The organism is Streptomyces sparsogenes subsp. cuspidosporus (assembly GCF_039532705.1).
Classification (GTDB): Bacteria; Actinomycetota; Actinomycetes; order Streptomycetales; family Streptomycetaceae; genus Streptomyces; species Streptomyces sparsogenes.
This window is the reverse complement of record NZ_BAAASD010000018.1, coordinates 22,523-39,387: the sequence shown is the minus strand read 5'-3', so window position 1 is coordinate 39,387 and position 16,865 is coordinate 22,523. Positions and strand designations below refer to the sequence as shown.

Below are 16,865 nucleotides of genomic sequence, written 5' to 3'. Positions count from 1 at the left end.
TCAGGGAAGGGCTCCACAGCGCCCTTGCAGCGCAGCCGCACCGTACGCGCATTACCCCTGACGTAATCGACCGTCCGAAATCCGCCGGGCAGAGTGGTTTCCACCAGGCCACGGGCCGGCGCACTCCGGCCCGAGACCCTGGCAGACCACCCCACGGGACCCCGACGCACACGGAGGCCGATCCGTCATGTCCGCTGTTCAGCTCGCCGCCCTGGCCCGCACCTCCGAGCCGCAGACCATGCTGCGCCGCTTCCTCGCCCTCGACGCCGTCGTCACCACCGGCAACGGGCTCGCCTACCTCGTCGCCTCCGGGCCGCTCGGCCGCCTCCTCGGCATGGGCCAGGGGCTGCTGCTGGGACTCGGCGCCTTCCTCACGCTCTTCGGCGCGGGCGTCGGAATCCTCGCCACGCGCCAGAGGCCGCCGGTGCTGCCGGTCCGTGCCGTCATCGAGTCGAACGTGGCCTGGGCCGTGGTCAGCCTGATCGCGCTCGCCACCTGGCTGGCGCCGACGACGGCGGGCGCGGTGTGGATCCCGGTGCAGGCCGTCACGGTCGGCGGCTTCGCGGCCCTCCAGTACGCGGCGCTGCGCGCGACGCGGACCTGACGCAGACCTCCGGACAGCGAGCTGGTTCCGGAGTGCGATCACCTCCACCCGTGACGCTGCCACTCAAGGCCGAAACCGGCTCATGAACCCGCGAGACTTCCTCTCCGGACCGAGCCCCCGGGCATTTCCCCATGCCCGGCGACGAGACGAAGAGGCCCCGGCCCGCTCTGACCGGGCGGCCGGGCCTCTGCCTACGGGTCCGCCCGTAGCGTTGAATGGGCCGGGTGCCCCGGCCCATTCGGGCTCAGCCGGTGAAGAGCTGGGTGGCCTTGCGGACGAGCTCGTAGACCCCGTAGCCGAACTGGAGGACCACCCAGGCCCAGACGGCCATGGTCAGCGCCGTGCGGTTCCTCATCGGGCGGTTCCCTTCTCGGCGGGGGCGGCTTCTTCGGTCACGGCCGGCTCTCCGGCGGGCTCGTGGAAGCGCGGATGGACCGGCCGGATCAGCTCGTTGGCCAGGAAGCCGACGACGAGCAGGCCGATCATGATGGACATGGAGAGCGAGTAGAGGCCGGGGCCGGTGTGTCCGGCCTCCTTCTGGTGGTCGGCGACCTTGTTGACGATGAACGGGCCGAGGACGCCGGCCAGCGACCAGGCCGTCAGCAGCCGCCCGTGGATCGCGCCCACCTGGTAGGTGCCGAACAGGTCCTTCAGATACGCCGGTACGGTCGCGAACCCGCCGCCGTAGAAGGAGAGGATCACCAGCGCGCAGACCACGAACAGCGGCTTGGAGGAGTCGCCGAGCCGCGCGATCGCCAGATACATCAGCGCGCCCACGCCCAGGTAGATCCGGTACATGTTCTTGCGGCCGAGCAGGTCGGAGGTCGACGACCACAGCAGCCGCCCCGTCATGTTCGCCGCCGAGAGCAGCGCCACGAAGCCCGCGGCGGCGGAGGTGGTGACGGAGGCCGAGGTGTCCCTGAAGTAGTCCGTGATCATCGGCTGGGCCTTCTCGAGGATGCCGATGCCGGCCGTGACGTTCATGCACAGCACGACCCACAGGCACCAGAACTGGGGGGTGCGGACCGCGTTGCGGGCGGAGACGTCGGCGGTGCTGACGAGGCGGCCGGACGCGCTCGGCGGCTCCCAGCCGTCCGGCCGCCAGCCGTCCGGCGGCACCCGCACCAGCAGCACGCCGAGCGTCATGAAGGCCGCGTAGGTGAGCCCGTGCACCAGGAAGGTGGACGCGATGCCGGAGCTGTCGGTGCCGAACGCCTCCAGCAGCCGGGTCGACCAGGGGGAGGCGATGAGCGCGCCGCCGCCGAAGCCCATGATGGCGATGCCGGTGGCCATGCCCGGCCGGTCGGGGAACCACTTCATCAGCGTGGAGACCGGGGAGATGTACCCGATGCCGAGGCCGATGCCGCCGACGAACCCGTAGCCGAGGACCACCAGCCAGTACTGGCTGGTGGCGGCGCCCAGCGCGGCGATGAGGAAGCCGGAGGAGAAGCAGACCAGCGACACGAACATCGCCCAGCGCGGGCCGTTGCGCTCGACCAGCGTCCCCCCGAAGGCGGCCGAGAGGCCCAGCATCACGATGCCCAGCTGGAAGGGGAGCGCGCTCGCCGTCCCCGACAGGCCGAGCGAGGACTCCAGCGGTGGCTTGAACACGCTCCAGGCGTACGCCTGGCCGATGGCGAGATGGACGGACAGCGCGGCGGGCGGGACCAGCCAGCGGCTCCAGCCCGGCGGCGCGAGCGAGCGGGAGCGGTCGAGGAGGCCGGGGCGGGGAGTGGAGGGCATGGCCGCGACTCTATGGATTCGGCCACGGCCTGACCAGATGTCAGGCCGCTATGTGTGGACAGTATGAGTAAACTGTAGACAATAGCCAATCCGGAGAGTCCGTCCCTAGGGGGCCCGATGACGGTGAGAGGACTGCCGCAGGGTGCCGTGCCCAGGCTGGAGCGGCCGGGGCCGCTCCGCGAGCGCGTCTACGAGGCCCTGCTCGAGCTGATCACCACGCGCGCCCTGCGCCCCGGTCAGCACCTCGTCGAGAGCGAGCTCGCCGCCCAGCTCGGCGTCTCCCGCCAGCCGGTGCGCGAGGCGCTCCAGCGGCTCAACACCGAGGGGTGGGTGGACCTGCGCCCCGCCCAGGGCGCGTTCGTCCACGAGCCCACCGAGGAGGAGGCCGACCAGCTCCTCACGGTCCGCACCCTCCTGGAGGCCGAGGCCGCCCGGCTGGCCGCCGCGAGCGCGGGCCCGTCCGGGGTCGCGGCCCTGGAGGAGCTGTGCGCCCGGGGCGAGCGCGCGGTGCTCGCCGACGACGTGGACGGCGCGGTCGCGGCCAACGCGGAGTTCCACGCCAAGGTGATGGAGCTGGCGGGAAACGCGGTCCTGGCCGAGCTGGCCGCCCAGGTGGACCGCCGGGTGCGCTGGTACTACACCCCGGTGGCCCGGCAGCGCGGCAAGCAGTCCTGGATCGAACACCGCGAGCTGATCGCGGCCATCTCCGACCACGACGAACAGCGCGCCACGGCCGTCATGCGCACCCACACCGAACACACCCGCCGCACGTATCACGAGCGCGAGCGCGACTGACGGGCTGACGGGTCGCCGCGGAGGCGTGTCACCCCATGCGGTCGACCGCCTCCTTGGCCTCCTTGAGGTCCGCGCCCGCGATCTCCCGGTAGGCCTTGACGGCGTGGATCTTCTTCCCCTCCACGATGAGGGCCCGCACCCGCGCCAGATCCGGCTGGGGCTCCTCGATGCCCAGGTGTTCGAGTATCAGGTCGACCTTGCGGTTCAACTGCGCGGCCCTGCGGTTGAGCTTGTCCACCTTGCGCTCGATGGCCGACCACATCGTCGCGATGACCATGATGAGCAGGGCTACCACTGTCAGTTCCATGCTCCGCGATCCTAACGAGGACGCGGGTCCGTCGCCCCGCCGGGAAACGGGACGGCGGCACGCCCGTGGTGCCGGGCGTGCCGCCGTCCCGAACCGGCCGCCGTCGGGCGGCCGTCCTCATATCGCCGTCACACCGCCTCCCGGCTGATCGGCCGCGGGTTGGGCGCGATGTCGCGGACCCTCGGGCGGCCCGGCTGGCGCAGCAGCAGGGCGACCCCGGCGGCCAGCATGGAGATGCCACCGGCCAGCGCGTAGGCGCCGTCGTAGCCCCAGGCGTCGACCACCATGGAGCCGAGGCCACCGCCGAACAGCCCGCTGACCAGCTTTCCGCTGTACACCAGGCCGTAGTTGGTGGCGTTGTAGTTCTCGCCGAAGTAGTCCGGGGTCAGGGCGGCGAACATCGGGTAGAACGCGCCGCCGCCGAAGCCGGAGAGGAAGGCGAAGGCCAGGAACAGCGCCTCGTTGTGCAGATGTCCCGCCCAGATCACCCCGAACTGCGCGAGGCCCAGCAGCACGATCACGACCACCAGCGTCGTCTTGCGCCCCCAGATGTCCGAGAGCCAGCCCACGACCCCGCGCCCCACGCCGTTGACGACGGACATGATGCCCATCGACGAGGCCGCGACCAGCGGGCCGAAGCCCACGTCCCTGGCGTAGTCGACCTGGAAGGAGATGCCGAAGATGGACACCCCGGCGGTCATCACCAGCGCCAGCCACATCAGCGGCAGCATGCCGGACCGGATGGCCTCCTTGGGCGTGTACTGCCGCACCGCGGGCGGGTTCTTGGCCAGGCTCGCGGCGCTCTTGGCGGTGCCGCCGACGCGGGTCGGGTCGATGTGGGCCGGCCACCAGTTCTTGGGCGGGTCCTTGAAGAACCAGGCGCAGACCGCCACCACGAGCAGGACGTAGACACCGATGAGGTCGAGTACCTCGTGGTAGTTCCCGGTGTCGAACCAGTAGTTGAAGATGAAGATGAACGGCAGCGCGCCATAGGCGAAGCCGCCGTTGACGAACCCGGTCTTCGCGCCGCGCCGCTCCGGGAACCACTTGCCCACCATGTTGATGCACGTGGCGTAGACGAGCCCGGAGCCGAGCCCCCCGATGACGCCGAAGCCGCAGATCGCGGCGAAGACGTTGTCGAGGTGGGAGAGGGCGAGGAAGCCCACCAGGCACAGGCCCGACCCGGTGTACATCGCCCTGCGGGCGGTCAGGATCCCCCTCTCCCGCAGCCAGCCGGCGGGGAAGGCGATCCCCGCCTGGAAGAACACCCACACGCTCAGGATCCAGAACGTGTTGCTCTGGCTCCAGCCGTGGGCGTCGGAGAGCGTGTCCTCCGCCGATCCGTACGCGTACTCGGACACGCTGATGGCCATCATCGCGATCCACGGCAGGTAGACCATCAGCTTCCGGCTGTGGCCGAGAATGTCGCGGTCCGTCTCACCGACGCGGTAGACGCGCCCCTTGCCGTCCCGCACTTCCCGGTACGGCACGGTCCCGTTCCGGTGTTGCTCTGTGCTCATGACGTCCCCTTGGCTTCGAAGGAACTGGCCAGCGCCCCCTGTCCAAACTCTTCGTGCTCGGGAGAACGGCGGGGTCTACGTGAGCAACCCCGCTGACCGGGCCCAGCGGTACTTCGCGCCCAGGACGGCCACCGGCTTCTCGGTGGTGTAGGGGTAGGCCACCACACCGCGCTCGAAGAGGTACTGGCTCGCCTCCTCGACCTCGGTGTCGCCCGCGAGGGAGGCCACCACCGGCTTGTGGATCCCGCGCGCCCGGAACTCCGCCACGACCCGCGCGGTCAGCTCGGCGAACACCATGGGCGGGGTGACGATGGTGTGCCAGTAGCCGAGGACGAGCGCGTGGATCCGCGGGTCCGTAAGGCCCAGCCGGATGGTCGCCTCGTACGTGGCCGGCGGCTCGCCGCCGGTGATGTCCACCGGGTTGCCGGCCGCGCCGAAGGGCGGGATGTAGCGGCGGAAGGCCGCATCCAGGTCCGCCGGGATCTCCATCAGGGACAGCCCGTTGTCGACGATCGCGTCGGACAGCAGCACCCCGGAGCCCCCGGCGCCGGTGATGATGACGACGTTGTCACCTTGCGGCGTGGGCAGCACGGGCAGCGCCCGCGCGTACTCCAGCATCTCGTTCAGCCCCGGGGCGCGGATCACCCCGGCCTGGCGCAGGATGTCGTCGTAGACCGCGTCGTCACCGGCCAGCGCCCCGGTGTGCGAGCCCGCGGCCTTCGCCCCCGCCGCCGTACGGCCCGCCTTGAGCACCACGACCGGCTTCTTCGGCACGGTGGCGCGCGCGGCCTCGACGAAGGCGCGGCCGTCCTTCAGGTCCTCCAGGTGCATGGCGATGCACCGGGTGTTGGGGTCCTCGCCGAACCAGGTGAGCAGGTCGTCCTCGTCCACGTCCGACTTGTTGCCGAGGCCGACGATGGCCGACACGCCGGTGCGGGTGGTGCGGGCGAAGCCGAGGATCGCCATCCCGATGCCACCGGACTGCGAGGTCAGCGCCACCGGGCCCTTGACGTCGTACGGGGTGCAGAAGGTGGCGCACAGGTCCTGCCAGGTCGAGTAGTAGCCGTAGATGTTCGGCCCCAGCAGCCGGATCCCGTGCTCCTCGGCGATCGTCACGATCCGCCGCTGCAGCTCGTGTTCGCCGGTCTCGGCGAAGCCGGACGGGATCAGCACGGCGTTGGGGATGCCCTTGCGGCCGACCTCCTCCAGCGCGGCGGGGACGAACTTGGCGGGGATCGCGAACACCGCCACGTCCACCTCGCCGGGCACCTCCGTCACCGACCGGTACGCCTTACGGCCCAGGATGTCGTCGGCCTTCGGGTTCACCGGATGGATCTCGCCGGGGAAACCGCCGTCGATGAGGTTGCGCATCACCGAGTTGCCGATCTTGCCCTGCTCGTTGGAGGCGCCGATGACGGTGACCGAGCGCGGCCGCATCAGCCGCCGCATCGCGGCCAGGATCTCCTCCCGCGAGTAGCGGCGCCGCTCGGCGGGCGGCGCGTCGCCGATCAGGATCCGTACGTCGGCGGCCAGCACCCCGTTCGGCGAGGCGAACACCGGGTTGAGGTCCACCTCCGCGATCTCGGGGAAGTCCGCGGCCAGCCGGGAGACCCGGACCACCAGGCCGGCCAGCGCCTCCCGGTCCACCGCCGCCCCCCCGCGCACCCCGCGCAGCACCTCGGCCGCGCGGATGGAGTCCAGCATCGACAGTGCGTCGTCCCGGCTCGCCGGGGCCAGCCGGAAGGTGATGTCCTTCAACACCTCCACCCGCACCCCGCCCAGGCCGAACGCGACGACCTTCCCGAAGGTCGGGTCGGTGACCGCGCCGATGATGACCTCCTGGCCGCCCGCCGGCACCATCTGCTGCACCTGCACGCCCTGGATCCGGGCCTCGGGGTCGTACGCCCGGGCGTTCGACACGATCGCGGTGAACGCGCCGCGCACCTCCGCCGCCGACGCCAGCCCCACCCGCACCCCGCCCGCGTCGGTCTTGTGCAGGATGTCCGGGGACACGATCTTGAGCGCGACCGGGAAGCCGATCCGGTCCGCGAGCGCCACCGCGTCGTCCGCGCACTCCGCCAGCCCCTCGGCCGGGGTGGGAATCCCGTACGCGTCGGTGATCCGCTTGCCCTCGGGCGCCGTCAGCGCCGAGCGGCCCTCCGCGCGGGCGGTGTCCAGCACGGCCCGCACGGCCGCTGTGTCATACGTTGGCTCCGCCACCGTCAGATCACTCCGTTCGCCTTGAGCAGCCGCACTTCCTCGCCGTCGAGGCCCAGCTCCCCGACGTACACCTCTTCGTTGTGCTCGCCCAGCAGCGGCGAGCGCTCCACGTCCACCGGGGAGTCGGAGAGCTTCAGCGGCGAGCCGACGGTGGTGAAGGTGCCGCGCTCGGGGTGGTCGACCTTCACCACCATCCCGTTGGCCGCGAGCGACGCGTCCTCGACGATCTCCTTGGTGGACAGGATCGGCCCGCAGGGGATGTTGTGGGCGGTCAGCGCCTCCAGCACCGCCCACTTGGGCAGAGTGGCGGACCACTCCTCGATCAGCTGGAACATCTTGGCCAGCTTGGGCAGCCGCGCCTCCGGTGTCGCCCACTCCGGATCCTCGGCCAGCTCCGGCCGGCCGATCAGCTCGGTGATCGGCTGCCAGCCGACCGGCTGCACGATCACATAGACGTAGTCGTTGGGCCCGCCGGGCGCGCACTTGACCGCCCAGCCCGGCTGCCCGCCGCCGCTCGCGTTGCCCGAGCGCGGCACCTCGTCCCCGAAGCTCTCGTTCGGGTACTCCGCGAGCGGCCCGTGCGCCAGCCGCTGCTGGTCGCGCAGCTTGACCCGGCACAGATTCAGCACCGCGTGCTGCATGGCCACATTGACCCGCTGGCCGCGCCCGGTGCGGGTGCGCTGGTAGAGCGCGGCCAGGATGCCCGCCACACAGTGCACCCCGGTGCCCGAGTCGCCGATCTGCGCCCCCGTCGCCAGCGGCGGCCCGTCCTCGAAGCCGGTCGTGGACATCGACCCGCCCATGGCCTGCGCGACCACCTCGTACGCCTTGAACCTGGTGTACGGGCCGTCGCCGAAGCCCTTGATCGAGGCGTAGACGATCCTCGGGTTGATCTCCTGGATGCGCTCCCAGGGGAAGCCCATGCGGTCCACGGCCCCCGGGCCGAAGTTCTCCACCATGACGTCGCTGCGCCGGATGAGCTCGGTCAGGATCTCCTTGCCGCGCTCCGTCTTGGTGTTGAGGGTGATGCTCCGCTTGTTGCAGTTGAGCATCGTGAAGTAGAGGGAGTCGACGTCGGGGAGGTCGCGCAGCTGCTTGCGGGTGATGTCCCCGGTGGTGGACTCCAGCTTGATGACGTCCGCGCCGAGCCAGGCGAGCAGCTGGGTGGCGGAGGGACCGGACTGTACGTGCGTCATGTCGAGGACGCGCACGCCCTCGAGAGCCTTGGTCATCTCGCGGCCCCTTCACTTGTACATGGTCTGGTTCATCGTTCCGGGGGCGTACGCGTCCGGGTCCACCCAGACGTTGATCAGCGACGGCTTGCCGGACTCGCGGGCGCGCCGCAGGGCCGGGCCGATGTCCGCCGGGTCGCGGACCTCCTCGCCGTGGCCGCCGAGCATCCGCGCGAACTGGTCGTACGGCACATCGCCCAGGGTGTTGCCGACCCGCTCGCGCCCCTCGCCGTACTTGGCCTTCTGGCCGTAACGGATCTGGTTCATCGAGGAGTTGTTGCCGACGACGCCGACGAAGGGGAGGTCGAAGCGGACCAGCGTCTCGAAGTCCCAGCCGGTGAGGGAGAACGCCCCGTCCCCGAAGAGGGCCACGACCTCCTTGTCGGGGCGGGCCTGCTTGGCGGCCATCACGAACGGCACCCCGACCCCGAGGGTGCCCAGCGGCCCCGGGTCCATCCAGTGGCCGGGCGACTTGGGCTGCACCACCTGGCCGGAGAAGGTGACGATGTCGCCGCCGTCGCCTATGTAGACCGAGTCCTCGGTGAGGAAGTCGTTGATCTCGCTGACCAGCCGGTACGGATGGATGGGGGAGGCGTCCGAGCGCAGCTGCGGCAGCCTCTTCCCGATCGCGTTCTGCTCGGCGGCGCGCAGCTCGTCCAGCCACTCCTTGCGCTTGCCGGCGCCCCCGTCGATGCGGCCCGAGGCGGCCTGGGTGACGGCCGACAGGACGAGCCCGGCGTCGCCGACGATGCCGAGGTCGATGTCGCGGTTCTTGCCGACGGTGCGGTAGTCGAGGTCGATCTGGACCACCGCGGCGTCGGGGGAGAGCCGCTTGCCGTAGCCCATGCGGAAGTCGAACGGGGTGCCGACGATCACGATCAGGTCGGCGTTGGCGAAGGCGTAGCGGCGGGAGAGCTGGAAGTGGTGCGGGTCGCCGGGCGGCAGCGTGCCGCGCCCCGCGCCGTTCATGTACGCGGGCACGTTCAGCGTCCGCACCAGCTCGATGGCCGCGTCCGTGGCCCGGCAGGTCCACACCTGGCTGCCGAGCAGGATCGCCGGCTTCTCGGCCCGCACCAGCAGGTCGGCCAGTTTCTCGACGGCCTCGGGGTCCCCCGAAGTGCGGGTGGAGGCCCGGTACTTCCCGGCCTCGGGGACCCGGGCCTTGGTGACCGGGACCTTGGCGTCCAGGACGTCGCGCGGGATCTCCAGGAAGGAGGGCCCCGGCGCGCCGTGGAAGCACTCGCGGAAGGCCATGGAGACCATGTCGGCGGCGCGGGCGGTGTCCGGGACGGTGGCGGCGAACTTGGTGATCGGCGCCATCATGTCCACGTGCGGCAGGTCCTGGAGCGACCCCATCTTGTGCTGGGTGTGGGCGCCCTGGCCGCCGATGAGCAGCATGGGGGACTCGGCGCGGAAGGCGTTGGCGACGCCGGTGACCGCGTCGGTGGTGCCGGGTCCGGCGGTGACGACCGCGCAGCCGGGCTTGCCGGTGATCCGGGCGTAGCCGTCGGCGGCGTGGGCGGCCACCTGTTCGTGGCGTACGTCGATGACGTCGATGCCCTCGTCGACACAGCCGTCGTAGATGTCGATGATGTGGCCGCCGCAGAGGGTGTAGATCACGTCGACGCCCTCTGCTTTGAGTGCCTTGGCGACCAGGTGCCCGCCGGAGATGAGTTCCTGGCTGTCGTCGGGCATGGCGATGCGCGTCCCTTCGTCGGGGGGTGGGGGTGCGGTCTCGCGTGTCTCACATGGAGGCAGATTGCATACAGTCGACGTTATGCGGTATGAACATTGTTATCCCGCATCGACTGATCGATGTCCAGGGGGCGTTCGGCAAGGGTTTGACCAAGCGCTGCGACCGGGCCGCTGCGACCCGGACCGAAGGAGCGGGCATGGACCTGTTCGAACATCAGGCACGGGAACTCTTCGAGCGCTACGGCGTGTTGGTGCCACGGGCGGAGGTCGCCGACTCGGCGCCCGAGGCCCGCGCGGCTGCCGAGCGGCTGGGTGGCCGAGTCGTCGTCAAGGCGCAGGTGAGGACCGGGGGACGGGGCAAGGCGGGTGGCGTCAGGCTCGCCGCCGACCCGGCGGCCGCGTACCTGACCGCACGTCAGATCCTCGGCATGGACATCAAGGGGCACACCGTCCACCGCGTGATGGTGGCCGAACCGGTCGAGGTCGAGCGCGAGTTCTACCTCGGCTACGCCCTGGACCGCGCCGCCGGCCGCTTCCTGGCCATCGCCTCCGCCGAGGGTGGCATGGAGATCGAGGAGGTGGCGGTGCGCCGCCCCGAGGCGGTGGCCCGGATCCCGGTGGACCCGGACGAGGGCGTCACCGAGGCCAAGGCCGCCGAGATCGCCGCGGCCGGCGGGCTGCCGGCCGAGGCGGCGCCGACCGTGCGCCGCCTGTGGCGGGCGCTCACCGAGCAGGACGCGCTGCTGGTCGAGGTCAACCCGCTGGTGCGGACGAGAGACGGGGCGATCGTCGCGCTGGACGGCAAGGTCACGCTGGACGACAACGCGCGCTTCCGCCGCCCCCGCGCGTACGCGGCGGACACCGCCGAAGCCGATGACCCCCGGGAGGCGGAAGCGGCGGCCAGGGGCCTGAACTACGTCACGCTGGACGGCCACGTGGGCGTCATCGGCAACGGCGCCGGCGTTTCCGCCACCCGCACAACCCCGACCGCACCCCCGGCAACGTCCTCGACTACCGCCTGATTCCATCCGGCCACCCACCGTGACCTCCACCGGCTCCCCGCTGGCGTCCCCGCAGGTCGGCGCGGCCCAGGGCCGGGCCCTTACGCAGGTGAGACGCACTCCAAAACCTTGGTATCGTTGTCCATGTCGCCGCGGGCAACCGCGGGGCACACCTTGTCCGGGTGGCGGAATGGCAGACGCGCTAGCTTGAGGTGCTAGTGCCCTTTATCGGGCGTGGGGGTTCAAGTCCCCCCTCGGACACGATCCACACAGACGGATGGCGCGGGCCGTGACCCAAGGGTCACGGCCCGCGCCGTTGTGCTAACCGGCGCGGCCGCGGCCGGGCCTCAGGGCCGCCGCGAGGCCGTTCAACCGCAGGCGGGTGGCGCCGCGCAGGTGGGGGAGGTCGTGGTCGGGCTCCGCGGAGGCGGTGAGGAAGGCCGCCTGCTCGACCCACCGCAGCTGGGTGCCGGCGGCCTCCGGGAGCAGTTCGACGGTCACCAGCGAGGTCCACCGCGGCACGTCGTCCACGCGGGCCGTATACGTGTAGACGATCCTGGAGTCCGGGACGATGTCGAGGTACCGGGATTCGTACCCGAGCCGTTCCGGCGCCGCGCCGGGAACCGGGAAGACGCTCGAGGCCGTCTCGCCGCCGCCCACCGTGAAGTCGTGTGCGTACGACACGTGGCGGCCCGGCAGCTTGGACCACCGGCGCCGGATGGAGGTGTCGGCGAAGGCCTCGAAGACCGCGCTCGCGGGTGCGGCCAGGTGGAGACCGACCGTGAAGGTGTCGTGCCGCACCCCCGGGACCGGGTCGCCGACGTGCCCGTCGGCGGATGGGTCCGGTGCGGTGGCTTCCGTGGTGGCCATGCTTCCCTCAGGTGGCAGTCGCGGATCGGGGCGGGCGCCCCGTGGTTACCATCCGTATGTAACGGGGACGCGGTCGTCACGATCAAGGGCCCGCCGTCACGCACTTTGAAGTCAGCTACGCACTGGAAGCTACGCACTGGAGGGGAACAGACCCATGGGCGCCGCGCTGCGTTCCCAACTGGCGGCCGCCGGGGTCGCCCCGGAGTGCGCGGCGACCATCGAGCTCGTGCGGGACGTGCTCGCGCGCGTCGGCGACAAGTGGACCGTCCTGGTCATCACCGCGCTCGCCGAGGGACCGCTGCGCTTCACGACCCTGCACCAGCGGATCGCCGGGGTGTCCCAGCGGATGCTGAGCCAGACGCTCCGCTCCCTCACCCGCGACGGCCTGGTCACGCGAACCGCCTACGCCGAGGTACCGCCCCGGGTCGAATACGAGCTCACCCCGCTGGGCCGATCGCTCAGCGACTCCGTCGCGCATGTCGTGGGCTGGGTGCGGGAACACCAGGCGGAGATCGTCCGGAACCGCGAGGTGTTCGCAGGAGACGAGCCCGCGGCGCGGTGAGGCGGGCCGGAGGGGGCAGGGGGTAGCGTCAGCGCCGTGGAGATCAAGGCCGTTGAGACGGATCGGCTGAGCCTCGTGCCGCTCGCCGTCGAGCACGCGGACGAGATGGCCGAGGTGCTCTCCGACCCGGCTCTGCATGTCTTCATCGGCGGCGCCCCGCACTCTCCGCAGGCCTTGCGGGCACGGTACGAACGCCTGGTGGCCGGCTCGCCCGACCCCGCCCGGACGTGGTGGAACTGGGTGATCCGGCTCCGCGAGGAGCAATGTCTGACCGGGACGGTGCAGGCGACGATCACCACCGCGGGGCGCGGCTGTACGGCCGAGGTCGCCTGGGTGGTCGGGACCCCGTGGCAAAGGCGCGGGATCGCCACCGAGGCGGCACGAGGGCTGGTCGGGTGGCTGCGGGAGCAAGGAGTGCGGGCGATCCGCGCCCACATCCATCCCGACCATCACGCGTCCGTCGCCGTCGCCGCCGCTGCCGGCCTGGCCCCCACCGATCACCGGCACGAGGGCGAGGTCAGGTGGGAGCTTCCGCCGGCGTAGCCCCGAGGGGCGGGCCGCGACCGCCCGGGGCGCGCTCCCCGGCACGCGCGCCGCGTCGGCGGTGAAGGGCTCCGGCACTTCCTCGGCGCCAGGCTGCATGAGGGAGCGGCCGCCGCCGGGGCGCGGGCGATCGCGACGAGTGAGGGCCGGCCGGGGCGCTTTTCCAGTGGCGGATCTCGACGCCGCGGGAGCGGCGTGAGCGGTCAGTCCTGGTCGGCCAGGCGCAGCAGGGTGGTGGCCAGGACGTCGACGCCGTGGGCGCAGGCCTCGGGGGTGGAGTACTCGCGGGGGTTGTGGCTGATGCCGTCGTACTCGCCGCGTACGAAGATCATGGCGGTGGGGCAGAGGGCGGCGATCTCCTGGGCGTCGTGTCCGGCGCCGGAGAGCAGGGAGACGTGGTCCAGTCCGTGGTCGTCGGCGGCCTGGGCGATGACCTTCTGCACGCCCTCGTCGAAGGGGACGTAGGCGGTCCTGGCCATGCGCCGGGTGGTCAGCGACAGGCCCGGCCACCTGTCCTCCAGGTCGCGCAGGAACGAGGCCAGGGCCTCCTCCGCCCGGGCCATCTGGCCGTCGTCGGGGTTGCGCAGATCGACGGTCAGCTCGGCGCGGGCCGGGACGATGTTGGTCAGGTCCGGGTGGACGGTGAGGTGGCCGACGGTGGCCCGCAGGTCTCCGTACGCGCCGGAGTCCACCAGGGACCGCAGGTGGACGACGATCTGCGCGGCGGCGAGGCCCGCGTCGGCGCGCAGACGGGTGGGGGTGGTGCCGGCGTGGGCGGCGCGGCCGTGGATGGTGATCTCCTGCCAGGAGATGCCCTGCACGCCGGTGACGACACCGATCTCCACGCCGCGCTCGGCGAGTACGGGGCCCTGTTCGATGTGGCACTCGACGTAGGCGTGCGGCGGGGCGAGGCGTACGTCAGCCGGGCCGTCGAAGCCGGTGCGGGCGAGTTCGCCGCCGAGGGTGAGGCCGTCGCGGTCGGTCAGGGCGTGGGCGTACTCCAGGGTGAGGCGGCCCGCGGCGACGGCGCTGCCGAGCATGTCGGTGCCGAAGCGGACGCCCTCCTCCTCGGTGAAGACGCCGACCTCGATCGGGCGGCGGGTGGTGATGCCGCGCTCGTCGAGGGTGCGGACGACCTCGATGCCGCCGAGGACGCCGAGGCAGCCGTCGAAGGCGCCCGCGGTGGCGACGCTGTCGATGTGCGAGCCGGTCAGCACCGGGGCCGCGGTGGGGTCGGTGCCCTCCCGGCGGCCGTAGATGTTGCCCATCCGGTCCACGCGGACGGCCAGGCCGGCCTGTTCCATCCAGGCGATGACCTGGCGGCGGCCGGCCGCGTCCGCGTCGGTCAGGGCAAGGCGGTTGACGCCGCGCAGGCCGGTGCGCTCGTCGTCGTACGCCCCGATCTCGGCGAGGTCCATCAGCGACTGCCACAGGCGGTCGCCGTTGACGGTGATCGTGGCGGGGCTGGGGGCGGGCATGGGCTCTCTCCCGGGTGTCTGGTGTCTCGGTGGCCGGAAACCGGCGAATGGCGCGGTGGGCGGTGGTCAGTGGGCGGTGGCCGCGTGGGGGTTGGCCGCCGGGCCCTCCGTGCTGAGCAGCACGACCACCGACGACGGGCCGAGCCCCAGCGCCGCCCGGCGCTCCTCGGCGCCCGCGCCCGTGAGCGCCGCCCGCAGGCCGGCGAGCGTCGCGGCCCCGCAGGGGCCCGAGGCGACGCCGAGGGCGGCGAGGCGAGCGGCGGCGCGGGCGGCGGCCGAGTCGGGGACGGCGACAGCGGCGTCCAGGCCGCCCCGCAGGTAGGGCCAGGCGATGCTGGAGGGGGTGCCGCAGTTCAGCCCGGCCATGGTGGTGTCGCCGGTGGCGACGCTGACCGGTTCGCCGCGGGTGAGGCTTTCCAGGACGCAGGCCGCGGCCTCCGGCTCCACCGACAGCAGCGCCGGAGCCCACCCCGACGGGCGGCTGCGGTAGTGGGTGATCACGGCCTGGGCCAGGGACCCCACGCCCACCGGTACGGAGACGAGACCGGGTCCCTCGGTGGCCCCCGCGGCCGCCAGCTGCTCGTCGATCTCGACGCAGAGGGTGGAGTAGCCCTCCACGATCCACCCCGGGATCCGCTCGTAGCCCGGCCAGGCGGTGTCCTGGACCAGGACCGCGTCCGGCGCGGCGGCGGCTTCGGCCGCCAGGCGCACGGCCTCGTCGTACACCCCCGCGACCTCGGTGACCTCCGCCTGCTCGGCGGCGATGGCCGCCACGGCGCCCGGATGCACACCCCGCGGAACGAAGACGTGGGCACGCTGCCCGAGCAGCCGCGCGGTGCGCGCCACCGCGCGGCCGTGGTTGCCGTCGGTGGCGGTCACCAGGGTGACCGGGCGCGGCTCGGCGCCGTCCGCGGCCCCCTCGGCAAGGACGCGGTGGACCGCCCAGGACGCGCCCAGCGCCTTGAAGGCGGGCAGTCCCAGACGGCACGACTCGTCCTTGACGAAGACCCGGCCGACCCCCAACTCGGTTGCCAGGGAAGGGAGTTCGGTCAGCGGGGTGGGGGAGTAGCCGGGCAGCGCGGCGTGGAAGCCACGCACCTCGGCGGGGGCGGGTGCGCAGCGCCAGCCGCGGGCGGCCGACCGCGCGGTCCACGGCGGCGTACGGAGGGAGGGCGTGTGGAGGGCGGGCGCACGGAGGGAGGAAGCGTTCTCAGGCACACGATCAGGGTCCACGGACGGCCACGATCGGTCCAGCGAATGTTTTCGACCTATAGTCGTCGGAACAACCGATGATTGCTGGGTGGCGAGTCCAGAGGAGGCCGCCGGTGTTCGACCTGCACCGACTGCGTCTGCTGCGCGAGCTGAAGCACCGCGGCACCCTCGCGGCCGTCGCCGCCGCCCTGTCCTACGCCCCCTCCTCCGTCTCCCAGCAGCTCTCGCAGCTGGAAGCCGAGGTCGGTGTCCGTCTTCTGGAGCCCGTCGGGCGGCGGGTGCGGCTGACCGAGCAGGCGGAGATCCTCGTCGCCCACACCGAGGCCGTCCTCGAACGCCTGGAGCGGGCGGAGGCCGACATCGCCACCTCCCTCACCGACCTGACCGGCACCCTGCGCGTCGCCTCGTTCCAGACGGCTGCCCTGGCGCTGGTCCCGACGGCGCTCGGCCTGCTGCGCGACCTCCACCCGCGCCTGCGCGTCCACGTGACCCACATGGAGCCGGAGAGGTCCCTGCCCGCCCTTCAGGCCCGCGACTTCGACCTCGTCATCGCCGAGGAATACCCCGGCAACCCCAACCCGCGGCCCGCCGGACTGGAAGAGGAAGACCTGCTCGACGATCCCCTGCACCTGGCCCTGCCCGCCCCGGCCGACCGCCCGGAGGTGCCCACCGGCGGCCCGATGGCGGCGCTGCGCTCACTCGCCGACCGGCCCTGGGTCATGGAGCCGGAGGGCACCGCCGCCCGGCACTGGGCCATGACCCTGTGCCGCAACGCGGGCTTCGAACCCGATGTGCGATTCGAGACCACCGACCTCCTGCTCCACCTCCGCCTCGTCGAGCAGGAACACGCCGCCGCCTTCCTGCCCGACCTCGTCTGGAGCGCACAACCCCCGACCGTCACCCTGCGGCCGCTGCCCCGCGGCCACCGCACCCGCCGCATCCTCACCGTCGTACGCCGCGGCCGCAGCCGACACCCCGCGATCCTGGCCTGCCGCGACGCCCTCCTGCGCGCGGTCGGCCTCCGGTGCGGCCAGGCGGGGGCAACCCCGGGGCCATGAGCGCGTCGGCCGGCCAGGCCCCGTG

General features: G+C 72.1%; 15 protein-coding genes, 1 tRNA gene and 1 pseudogene. 7 read left to right on the top strand and 10 right to left on the bottom strand.

Features of this window, described 5'->3' with window-relative positions; genetic code table 11:
- Nucleotides 1-187: 187 nt before the first annotated feature.
- Nucleotides 188-604: a hypothetical protein gene (locus ABFY07_RS21725; protein WP_346176103.1), complete on the top strand. Its 417-nt coding sequence runs from the start codon at nt 188-190 to the stop codon at nt 602-604.
- A 244-nt stretch (nt 605-848) separates the two neighbouring features.
- On the opposite strand, the gene ABFY07_RS43185 is transcribed toward ABFY07_RS21725, so the two are convergent.
- A complete protein-coding gene (locus ABFY07_RS43185; protein WP_428836981.1) occupies nt 849-959 on the bottom strand; it encodes an MFS transporter small subunit in 111 nt (36 codons plus the stop codon).
- Nucleotides 956-2,347: an L-lactate MFS transporter gene (locus tag ABFY07_RS21720; protein WP_346176102.1), complete on the bottom strand. Its 1,392-nt coding sequence runs from the start codon at nt 2,345-2,347 to the stop codon at nt 956-958. The genes ABFY07_RS43185 and ABFY07_RS21720 overlap by 4 nt, the downstream gene beginning before the upstream one ends.
- A 117-nt stretch (nt 2,348-2,464) precedes the next feature.
- Here ABFY07_RS21720 and ABFY07_RS21715 point away from each other — a divergent pair, with 117 nt between their 5' ends.
- Nucleotides 2,465-3,142, top strand: a complete 678-nt coding sequence (locus tag ABFY07_RS21715) for a GntR family transcriptional regulator (RefSeq protein WP_346176101.1) — start codon at nt 2,465-2,467, stop codon at nt 3,140-3,142.
- A 28-nt stretch (nt 3,143-3,170) separates the two neighbouring features.
- On the opposite strand, the gene ABFY07_RS21710 is transcribed toward ABFY07_RS21715, so the two are convergent.
- The 5 genes from ABFY07_RS21710 to ABFY07_RS21690 form a co-directional block, all read right to left on the bottom strand.
- Nucleotides 3,171-3,449, bottom strand: a complete 279-nt coding sequence (locus ABFY07_RS21710) for a hypothetical protein (RefSeq protein ID WP_346176100.1) — start codon at nt 3,447-3,449, stop codon at nt 3,171-3,173.
- Nucleotides 3,450-3,577: 128 nt separating this feature from the next.
- Entirely contained in the window at nt 3,578-4,969 is a 1,392-nt protein-coding gene (locus tag ABFY07_RS21705; RefSeq protein ID WP_346176099.1) for an OFA family MFS transporter, read from the bottom strand.
- A 75-nt stretch (nt 4,970-5,044) separates the two neighbouring features.
- Nucleotides 5,045-7,189, bottom strand: a complete 2,145-nt coding sequence (locus ABFY07_RS21700; RefSeq protein WP_428836980.1) for an acetate--CoA ligase family protein — start codon at nt 7,187-7,189, stop codon at nt 5,045-5,047.
- A 2-nt stretch (nt 7,190-7,191) separates the two neighbouring features.
- Nucleotides 7,192-8,421 (bottom strand): formyl-CoA transferase, encoded by a 1,230-nt coding sequence (gene frc / locus ABFY07_RS21695; RefSeq protein ID WP_346176098.1) that lies wholly within the window; start codon nt 8,419-8,421, stop codon nt 7,192-7,194.
- Between the two features lie 12 nt (nt 8,422-8,433).
- On the bottom strand, nt 8,434-10,116 hold the full coding sequence (locus ABFY07_RS21690; RefSeq protein WP_346176097.1) for a thiamine pyrophosphate-binding protein: 1,683 nt from the start codon (nt 10,114-10,116) through the stop codon (nt 8,434-8,436).
- A gap of 197 nt (nt 10,117-10,313) precedes the next feature.
- Between ABFY07_RS21690 and ABFY07_RS21685 the strand changes: the two are divergent.
- Together ABFY07_RS21685 and ABFY07_RS21680 are read left to right on the top strand one after the other, a co-directional pair.
- Nucleotides 10,314-11,081, top strand: a pseudogene (locus tag ABFY07_RS21685) (ATP-grasp domain-containing protein); the annotation flags it as partial.
- Between the two features lie 212 nt (nt 11,082-11,293).
- A tRNA-Leu gene (locus ABFY07_RS21680) sits at nt 11,294-11,378 on the top strand.
- 60 nt (nt 11,379-11,438) lie between these two features.
- On the opposite strand, the gene ABFY07_RS21675 is transcribed toward ABFY07_RS21680, so the two are convergent.
- Nucleotides 11,439-11,987, bottom strand: coding sequence for an SRPBCC domain-containing protein (locus tag ABFY07_RS21675; RefSeq protein ID WP_346176096.1), 549 nt, complete (start codon nt 11,985-11,987; stop codon nt 11,439-11,441).
- A 154-nt stretch (nt 11,988-12,141) separates the two neighbouring features.
- On the opposite strand from ABFY07_RS21675, the gene ABFY07_RS21670 reads away from it, so the two are divergent.
- Together ABFY07_RS21670 and ABFY07_RS21665 are read left to right on the top strand one after the other, a co-directional pair.
- Nucleotides 12,142-12,549, top strand: coding sequence for a winged helix-turn-helix transcriptional regulator (locus ABFY07_RS21670; protein WP_346176095.1), 408 nt, complete (start codon nt 12,142-12,144; stop codon nt 12,547-12,549).
- A gap of 36 nt (nt 12,550-12,585) precedes the next feature.
- Nucleotides 12,586-13,092, top strand: a complete 507-nt coding sequence (locus ABFY07_RS21665; RefSeq protein WP_346176094.1) for a GNAT family N-acetyltransferase — start codon at nt 12,586-12,588, stop codon at nt 13,090-13,092.
- A gap of 203 nt (nt 13,093-13,295) precedes the next feature.
- Here ABFY07_RS21665 and ABFY07_RS21660 read toward each other — a convergent pair whose 3' ends face one another.
- Nucleotides 13,296-14,570 (bottom strand): M20 family metallo-hydrolase, encoded by a 1,275-nt coding sequence (locus ABFY07_RS21660; protein ID WP_346176093.1) that lies wholly within the window; start codon nt 14,568-14,570, stop codon nt 13,296-13,298.
- 66 nt (nt 14,571-14,636) lie between these two features.
- Nucleotides 14,637-15,788: a diaminopropionate ammonia-lyase gene (locus tag ABFY07_RS21655; RefSeq protein ID WP_428836979.1), complete on the bottom strand. Its 1,152-nt coding sequence runs from the start codon at nt 15,786-15,788 to the stop codon at nt 14,637-14,639.
- Between the two features lie 107 nt (nt 15,789-15,895).
- On the opposite strand from ABFY07_RS21655, the gene ABFY07_RS21650 reads away from it, so the two are divergent.
- Nucleotides 15,896-16,840, top strand: a complete 945-nt coding sequence (locus ABFY07_RS21650) for a LysR family transcriptional regulator (protein WP_346176092.1) — start codon at nt 15,896-15,898, stop codon at nt 16,838-16,840.
- Nucleotides 16,841-16,865 lie beyond the last annotated feature (25 nt).